At 75.0% G+C, this 7,649-nt stretch carries 3 protein-coding genes and 1 pseudogene; 2 read left to right on the plus strand and 2 right to left on the minus strand.

Translation table 11 applies throughout. The annotated features are described in order from the left end of the window. The first annotated feature begins 271 nt into the window (after window positions 1–271). Entirely contained in the window at window positions 272–1,342 is a 1,071-nt protein-coding gene (locus tag ACFWEG_RS27250; RefSeq protein ID WP_387220292.1) for a hypothetical protein, read from the plus strand. A gap of 57 nt (window positions 1,343–1,399) precedes the next feature. On the opposite strand, the gene ACFWEG_RS27255 is transcribed toward ACFWEG_RS27250, so the two are convergent. Together ACFWEG_RS27255 and ACFWEG_RS27260 are read right to left on the minus strand one after the other, a co-directional pair. Then, window positions 1,400–3,238, minus strand: coding sequence for a TIGR03767 family metallophosphoesterase (locus ACFWEG_RS27255; RefSeq protein WP_387220295.1), 1,839 nt, complete (start codon window positions 3,236–3,238; stop codon window positions 1,400–1,402). A gap of 480 nt (window positions 3,239–3,718) precedes the next feature. Then, a pseudogene (locus tag ACFWEG_RS27260) lies at window positions 3,719–4,159 on the minus strand (NUDIX hydrolase); the annotation flags it as partial. A gap of 201 nt (window positions 4,160–4,360) precedes the next feature. Between ACFWEG_RS27260 and ACFWEG_RS27265 the strand changes: the two are divergent. Then, on the plus strand, window positions 4,361–7,621 hold the full coding sequence (locus ACFWEG_RS27265) for a S8 family serine peptidase (RefSeq protein WP_387220297.1): 3,261 nt from the start codon (window positions 4,361–4,363) through the stop codon (window positions 7,619–7,621). The last annotated feature ends 28 nt before the right edge of the window (window positions 7,622–7,649 follow it).

Raw genomic sequence — 7,649 nt, forward strand, 5'->3', positions numbered from 1 at the left:
CCCGGGGCCGGACGGGCCCCGGGGGACGACGGGCCCGAGGGGGGCGACGGGCCCCGGGGGGATGACAGGTACTGCTCCGTTTGCAGCAGCCTGCCCCCGAATGGCGTAATCGACGCTGGGTGATGACGGATCGACGCTCCGCGATACGTCCAGGTGGCGGCATATCCGATCGGCAACCCGGGACCGGAACTTTAGGCCGGAAACGTCCGTGTTCGGCGACGGGGGGGTAACGGCGGTTAGAGGGGCGGGGGGACCCGGGCAGACCCACGGCATGAACCACAACACGCCGCTCTCCCCCCGCCCCCTCCGCCACCTCGACACCACGCAGCGCCGGGTCCTGACGGAGGCTCAGCTGCGCGACCACGGGGTCACCCGGGCCGCCGCCGCCGAGCGGTGCCGGCCGGGCGGCCCCTGGCAGCAGCTCCTGCCGGGCGTGTACCTGCTGCACGACGGGGCGCCGAGCGACGAGGAGCGGCTGCACGCCTCGCTGATGTACGCGGGCCGGCCGCCGGCCGGGGGCGGCTCGCCGCGGCTCATCGCCTCGGTGCCGCAGCAGCCGGTGGACACCGGGCGCGACGCCCGGCCGGTCACGGCGTACGGGGAGGCGATGGTCACCGGGTTCGCGGCGCTCGCCCTGCACCGGTTCTCCTCCGCTCCCCCGCTGGCGTCGCTGGCGCAGGTCGACGTGCTCGTGCCGCGCACCCGCCGGCTGCGCTCGCAGGGCCCCGCCCGCATCCTGCGCACCCACACCCTCCCCGAGCCGCAGCAGGTCCTCGGCCTGCCGGTCGCCCCGGTGGCGCGGGCGCTCGCGGACGCGGTGGACACGATCACCGACGCCGACCTCGTCCGCCGGCTGCTGACCGAGGCGGTCCGCGGCGGGCACACCGAACCGGCTTCCATCGTGCGGGAGTTGACGCTCGCGCGGCTCCTTGAGCGGCCGCACGTCGTCGACGCGGTGGACGCGCTGCTCGCCGAGGGCCGGGCCGTCGCCGAGGACCGGCTCTACACGCTGGTCCGCGAGCACGGCATCCCGGCCCCGCTGTGGAACGTCGACCTGCGGCTGCCGGGCGGCCCGCACCTGGGCGGGCTCGACGCGTACTGGCCCGACCAGGCCGTCGCGATCGAGCTCGACACCCGGGCGCCGCGGCAGGACGAGGACGCCATGTGGTCGGAGTACGCGCGCAAGCGGGAGATCCTGGAGCGGCTCGGGATCACCGTCCTGTACATCACCCCGAAGAAGCTGCGCGAGGCGATGGAGCAGCAGGCCACGGTCGTGCGGACCGCGCTGATGGCGTCCACCGACCGCGACCCGGCCTCGTACGTGGTCGTCCTGCCCCGGTAGCCCCCATGGCCACGCGTGGCCCCGGTTCCGCGGAGGGGGCGGAACCGGGGCCGCGCGTCATCGTCGGCGCAGGAGCAGTTCGGTGTTGCGGTCGCCCGGGGCGCCGGAGAGGGTCTTCCGGGCGCCGGGGGCGTTGGAGGCGAGCTCGCGGTAGAGCGCGGCGAGGCCGGACGGCGAGAGGTCGCCGTGGTCGGCGCGGTGCGGGGCGGCGGACTCGACCAGGGTGGTGAACAGGGACAGCGTCCCGTCACCGTTGTCGGTGAGCTCGACGATCCGCGCGAGCTGGGGGTAGTCGACGTGGGAGGCGGTGGTGACCTCCCACAGGTCGCCGTGCGGGGTGACGGCGTTGCGGTGCGAGTGGCCGTTCACCCACGCGACGACGTTGCGGTGGCGGCGCAGGACGGCCAGCAGGTCCCCGGCGTCGTGGCGGCCGCCGCGGGTGTTGCCCATCGCCCAGCTGGGGTGGTGCGAGAAGACGATCACGTGCTCGTCCCGGTGCGCCTTCAACGTGCGCTCCAGCCACCGCAGTTGGCGGGTGTCCATCGAGCCGGTGAAGTGGCCGGTGGGGTGGGTGGTGTCCAGGCTGACGCCGAGGACGCCGCCGCCCAGCGGGAAGGTGTAGTACATCGTCCCGTCGGCGAGGTTGCGCCGCGTGTAGCCGTGGCCCACGGGCCCGCCGGCGCCCGTGTGCGCCGGGTCGAGGTGCGCGGCGACGTACTGGGCGGGGGTGAACGGGGCGCGCCGCGGGTCGGGGGTGACGGGGCGCAGCCGGCGGCGCTCGGCGGTGTACAGCTCGCGCAGCAGCTCGCCCGCCGGGTCCGTGCCCTTGCGGATCGCCTGGTAGAGGCGGGCGGCCGGGGCGGCGGGCAGGGAGAGGAGCTTGCGGTCGCCGGTGGCGACGTCGGCGAGGTAGGACGAGCGGCCGTAGCAGCCGCCGGGCAGGGTGTCGTGGTTCCCCACCGTCGAGAACCACGGCAGCGTCAGGCCGGGGCTGTCCACGGGCCGCAGCGCGGCGGCGAGGAAGCCGTCGAGCCGCGGGAAGCCGTGGCGCGCCTTGTCCCCGTCGCGCAGGGAGCTGCCAGGGTGCCAGTACAGGGGGTTCCCGGAGTTCTGCACGCCCTCGTAGACGCCGGCCAGACCGCTGTCCGGGGTGATCCGGCCGCCGCTCATCGCCCGCAGGAACCAGGCGAGTTCGAGTTGCGAGTTGTTGTCCGTGTTGTCACCCGTCGTCACCACGCACTCCAGCGGCGCGCCCGTCGCCGGTCCGCCCGGCAGGGCGTTGACCCGCTCGATCAGCGCCACCGCGCCCGGCACGGTCAACGCCTCCTGCGGCCGCCAGGCCTCCGGTGCCCGGGTGCGGAGGTACTCGAAGCGCAACGGGTGCTGCACGTCGAGCACGTGCAGGTCGGTGAGCTGCACGAACGCGGTCAGCGCCCGGCGGGTCGTCCCGCGGCGGCGGCCCGCCGCCGCGAGGTCGGTCCGCACGACCCTCGGCCACCCGCGCCCGCCACGGAGCCGCCGGTAGGGCCCGCTGCCGGCGGGGGTGGCGACGGTGTCGAGCGTGGTGCCGACGACGAACGGTGGCGCGGCGACCCCTGCGGACGCGGGGCGGGCGGCTCCTGCGGGCGCGGGGCCGGCAGTATCTCTCAGCCCGGCCGCCGTTCGGGGCCGGAGGGGCGAAGCCCCGACACGGGGGTGCGGAGGGCGGAGCCCCCGCTCGGGCGCGGCGGCGACGGACGAGCCGACCCCCACCGCTGCCGCGGCCGCCCCACCCGCGGCGAGCGCGAGCACGGCACGACGGCTCGTGACGGCACGACGCCCCGCGGCGCCGGTCGGTTCGGCGGGATCGACGGGCTCGACGGGATCGGCAGGGGTGTTGCGCGGCGTGCGCTTCATGACGCGGGCTCCCGGTGCGGTCGCGACGGCGATCGGTCGGGGGCGAGGCGCCCCCAGCGGAAGCGTCGGCAGCGGTGGTGGCTGCCGCGTGAACGGCGACGCAACGCACACCGGCGAGCACCGTACGTGGATCAGCGCAGGCCGCGGCACCCGCCGACCGGTCACGGCCCCGCCCCGCGCCCGCGAGGAACCCGCCACTCCGCGTTCACCTCACGGGGAAGGGCCGTCCGCGTCCGGGCCGGGCCCCGCGCCGAACCGCTCGCGGCGCGTGCCGCGCCGCCGCGCCCGCGCGGCACCGGCGGCGGTCCGGCCCGCACGGCCGGCGGCAGGGCGCGGGGCGCCCCGTCAGTGCGGCTGCGGGTCGCCCCCCTCGGCCGGATCGGCAGGGTCGGCCGCGTCGGCGGGTTCCGGTCCGCCCCGCCGCCCCCGCTCAGGGGAAGCCGCACCGGCGCGGTCGGCGGCGTCCGGTCCGTCCTGCCGCACCCGTCCGAGGGGAGGGCGTTCGCGCCACAGGGCCAGGCCGATGTCGACGAGGCCGACCCGGGGGAGGTCGGGGACGGCGGAGAGGTCGTGCCACGCGGCGAGGTCGGTGGAGCCGCTGGTCTCCGCGCGCAGGACGCCGCCGGTGACCGCGGCCTCGTAGACGATCCGCAGCCCCTGGAAGTCGGCGAAGGTGCCGAGCTTGCGCGGGTAGCGGCGCTGGACGGAGTCGATGCCGAGCAGCGCGCCGGGCCGGGCCACGTACCCCGTCTCCTCCTCCACCTCGCGGACGACCGTCTCCAGCGGGTCCTCCCCGTGGTCCATCCCGCCGCCCGGCAGCGTCCACCGCTTGCGCCCGTCCGCGGCGACCCACCGGGCGAGCAGCACCTGTCCGTCCCGTACGACTACGGCGTAGGCCGCCACCCTGAGCTCCTTGTGCACGCCCCGACGCTAGAGCGTCGCTCTCGCCCCGGGCCACCGTCGCGCAGGCTGGCGGGTCTGCGCCACGGCGCGCATCCGCCACCCCGGGCCCTCCCCAAAGAGCCGGCCCGTGCGTCAGGCTGACCGGTCATCCGGCTCCGCGTTCCGGATTCCGGATGCCGTTGCTTCGCCCCATTCGTTCCTTCACGTACAGGGATGCTGATGACCCAGGATTCACAGCGGGCGCCCATACCCGGCGGCGCGAGACGTGCGGTCCGCATCGCGGCCGCGGCGGGGCTCGTCGCCGCGCTCGCGGCGGGCGGGATGTCCCCCGCGACCGCCGCGGACGACCCGGCCACCCCGCCGGCACCGGCCCCGGCGAAGTCCGCCGACGCCAAGCTCGGCGCGGACGACGCCGAACTCCTCAGCGAGGCCCAGGCGGGCGGCGAGAAGTTCGTGACCATGATGGTCGCCACCGCGCCCGGGCAGACCGAGCAGGTCTCCGGCCAGCTCGACGCCGTCACCGGCGGCTCCGTCGGACGCACCTTCGACAAGCTCGGATACGTCCGGGCCACCGTGCCCACGGCCCGCGCCGAGGCCGCGATCAAGGCGGCGCAGAAGCTCAGCTCCGTACAGGCCATCGACCTGCGCGAGGAGATCCCGCTCGACGACCCGACGCCCGAGGGCGCGGGCAAGGGCGAGGGCAAGCCCGCCGCGGGCGCCTGGCCGGCCCCCGGCCCGCAGACCCCGGCGAAGAACCCGTACAACCCGTCCGCCGAGACCGGCGCGGTCGACTTCGTGAAGAAGAACCCGAAGGCCGACGGCCGCGGGATCACCATCGGCATCCTGGACTCCGGCGTCGACCTCGCGCACCCGGCGCTGCAGGAGACCACGACCGGCAAGCGGAAGATCACCGACTGGGTGACCTCCACCGACCCGCTGACCGAGGGCGACGCCACCTGGCGCGCCCAGGTCACCCCGGTCGCGGGCCCGGTCTTCACCGCGTCCAACGCGAGCTGGAAGGCGCCGGAGGGCGCGTACCAGTTCAGCCGGTTCGCGGAGTCGATCACCGCGGGCGGCGACCCGGCCGGCGACGTCAACCGCGACGGCGACACCACCGACGTCTTCGGGCTGCTGTACGACCCGGCCGCCGGCACCGTCCGCGTCGACACCGACCAGGACAGCGACTTCACGGACAACGCGCCGCTGAAGCCGTACAAGGACGGCTTCGGGATCCAGTACTTCGGGACCGACGACCCGGCGACCGCGATCGCCGAGCGGACCCCCTTCGTGATCGAGATCCGCAAGGACGTCCCCATGGACCCGCTGGGCGGGACCTGGGTCGGCAAGAAGGCCGACTTCGTCAACATCGGCATCGTCGAGTCCTCGCACGGCACCCACGTCGCCGGGATCGCCGCGGCCAACGGCCTGTTCGGCGGCTCGAAGGCGAACGGCGCCGCCCCCGGCGCGCAGCTCGTCTCCTCGCGCGCCTGCACCTGGACCGGCGGCTGCACCAACATCGCGCTCACCGAGGGCATGGCCGACCTGGTGATCAACCGCGGCGTGGACATCGTCAACATGTCCATCGGCGGGCTGCCCGCGCTGAACGACGGCAACAACGCGCGCGCCGTGCTCTACGGCCGCCTCATCGACGAGTACGGCGTCCAGCTGGTCATCTCGGCCGGCAACGAGGGCCCGGGCGTCAACACCATCGGCGACCCCGGCCTGGCCGACAAGGTGGTCTCGGTGGGCGCGGCGGTCTCCAAGGACACCTGGGCGTCGAACTACGGCTCCGCGGTGGAGAAGGAGTACGCGCTGTTCCCGTTCTCCTCGCGCGGCCCGCGTGAGGACGGCGGCTTCGCGCCGACGATCACCGGCCCCGGCGCCGCGGTGAACACCAACCCGACCTGGCTGCCGGGCTCGGGCGTGCCGGAGGCGGGCTACGCGCTGCCGGTCGGCTACAGCATGAAGAACGGCACCTCGATGTCGTCCCCGCAGGTCGCGGGCGCCTCGGCGCTGCTGCTCTCGGCGGCGGAGCAGAAGAAGGTGGGCGTCAGCCCGCTGGCCCTGCGCACCGCGCTGACCAGCACCGCGGACCGCATCCCCGGCTACGCGGCGCACGAGCAGGGCTCGGGCCGGATCGACGTCGTCCAGGCCTGGCGGTCGCTGCGCGACGGCGCCACCGCGCACTCCTACGAGGTCAGCGCGCCCGTCGACACCGCGATCGACTTCGCGCTGAAGACCCCGGGCTTCGGCACCGGGATCTACGACCGCGAGGGCGGTGCGAAGCAGGACCAGGCCAAGACGTACACCGTCACGGTCACCCGCACCAGCGGCCCGGCCGGCGGCCTGCGCCACGAGCTGGACCTGAAGTACGACGACGGCACCTGGGAGATCCTCGGCTCCGGCCGGGTGAACCTGGAGCTGGGCAAGCCCGCCACCGTCAAGCTGCGGGCGCTGCCCCGCTCGGCGGGCGCGCACAGCGCGATCCTCGAGGTCGACGACGTGCGCACCGAGGGCGTCGACAAGCAGATCCTGAACACGGTCGTCGTCGCGAAGGACCTGGTCAAGCCGTCGTACACCTACGAGACGCGCGGCACCGTCCAGCGCAACAGCCACAACTCGTACTTCGTGACGGTCCCGGCCGGTGCGACGGCGCTGGAGGTCGCGCTGACCGGTTCGCCCACCGGGGCGCGCTTCTCGGCGTTCCACCCCTACGGTCTGCCGGTGGAGGACCCCGCTCCGGGCACCCGCAGTTACGCGAACCCGGCGCCGGGCGTCTGGGAGATCGAGGTCGACGGCCGGCGGATCGCGCCGACGCTCGACAACCCGTACCAGATCTCGATCGCGGTCCTGGGCGCGACGTTCGACCCGGCGGTCAAGACGATCCCCGAGGCGAAGGTCGGCGCGCCGACCCCCGTCGACTGGAAGGTCACCAACGGGTTCGCCCCGATCGAGGGCAAGCTCGAGGGCGGCTCGCTGGGCTCGGCGAAGGTCGCGACGCCGACCATCGCGGACGGCGGGAAGCAGACGACCACGGTCGTCGTCGGCGAGGGCGTCGAGCGGCTCGACGTCGCCATCGGCAACACCTCCGACAAGGGCGCCGACCTGGACCTGACGGTCCTGCGGGGTTCCGTGACGGTCGGGCAGTCGGCGGACGGCGACTCCGAGGAGGCGGTCTCGATCGCCAAGCCGGCGCCGGGCACGTACACCATCGTGGTGGACGGCTACGCGGTCCCGTCGGGGTCGACGACCTACGACTACAAGGACGTCTACTTCTCCGCCGGGCTCGGCACGGTCTCGGTGGACCCGGCCGCGGCGGTGAAGCTCGCGAACGGGGCGTCGACGTCGGTCGCGGCCGAGGTCACCGTCGCCGCGCCGGCGCCCGAGGGGCGGCAGTTCTTCGGCGAGGTCCGGCTCCTCAACGCGCGCGGCACGGTCGCGGGTGTCGGCAGCGTCGTGATCGGCGCGGTCACGCCGTAGCGGGCGGGGGCCGGGGCGGGCGCGCGCC

It is taken from the genome of Streptomyces sp. NPDC060194 (genome assembly GCF_042728285.1).
Taxonomy (GTDB): Bacteria; Actinomycetota; Actinomycetes; order Streptomycetales; family Streptomycetaceae; genus Streptomyces.

Coding starts and splice junctions, on each gene's coding strand:
- ACFWEG_RS27250 (WP_387220292.1), top strand. CDS start 272: ATGAACCACAACACGCCGCTCTCCCCCCGCCCCCTCCGCCACCTCGAC.
- ACFWEG_RS27255 (WP_387220295.1), bottom strand. CDS start 3,238: ATGAAGCGCACGCCGCGCAACACCCCTGCCGATCCCGTCGAGCCCGTC.
- ACFWEG_RS27265 (WP_387220297.1), top strand. CDS start 4,361: ATGACCCAGGATTCACAGCGGGCGCCCATACCCGGCGGCGCGAGACGT.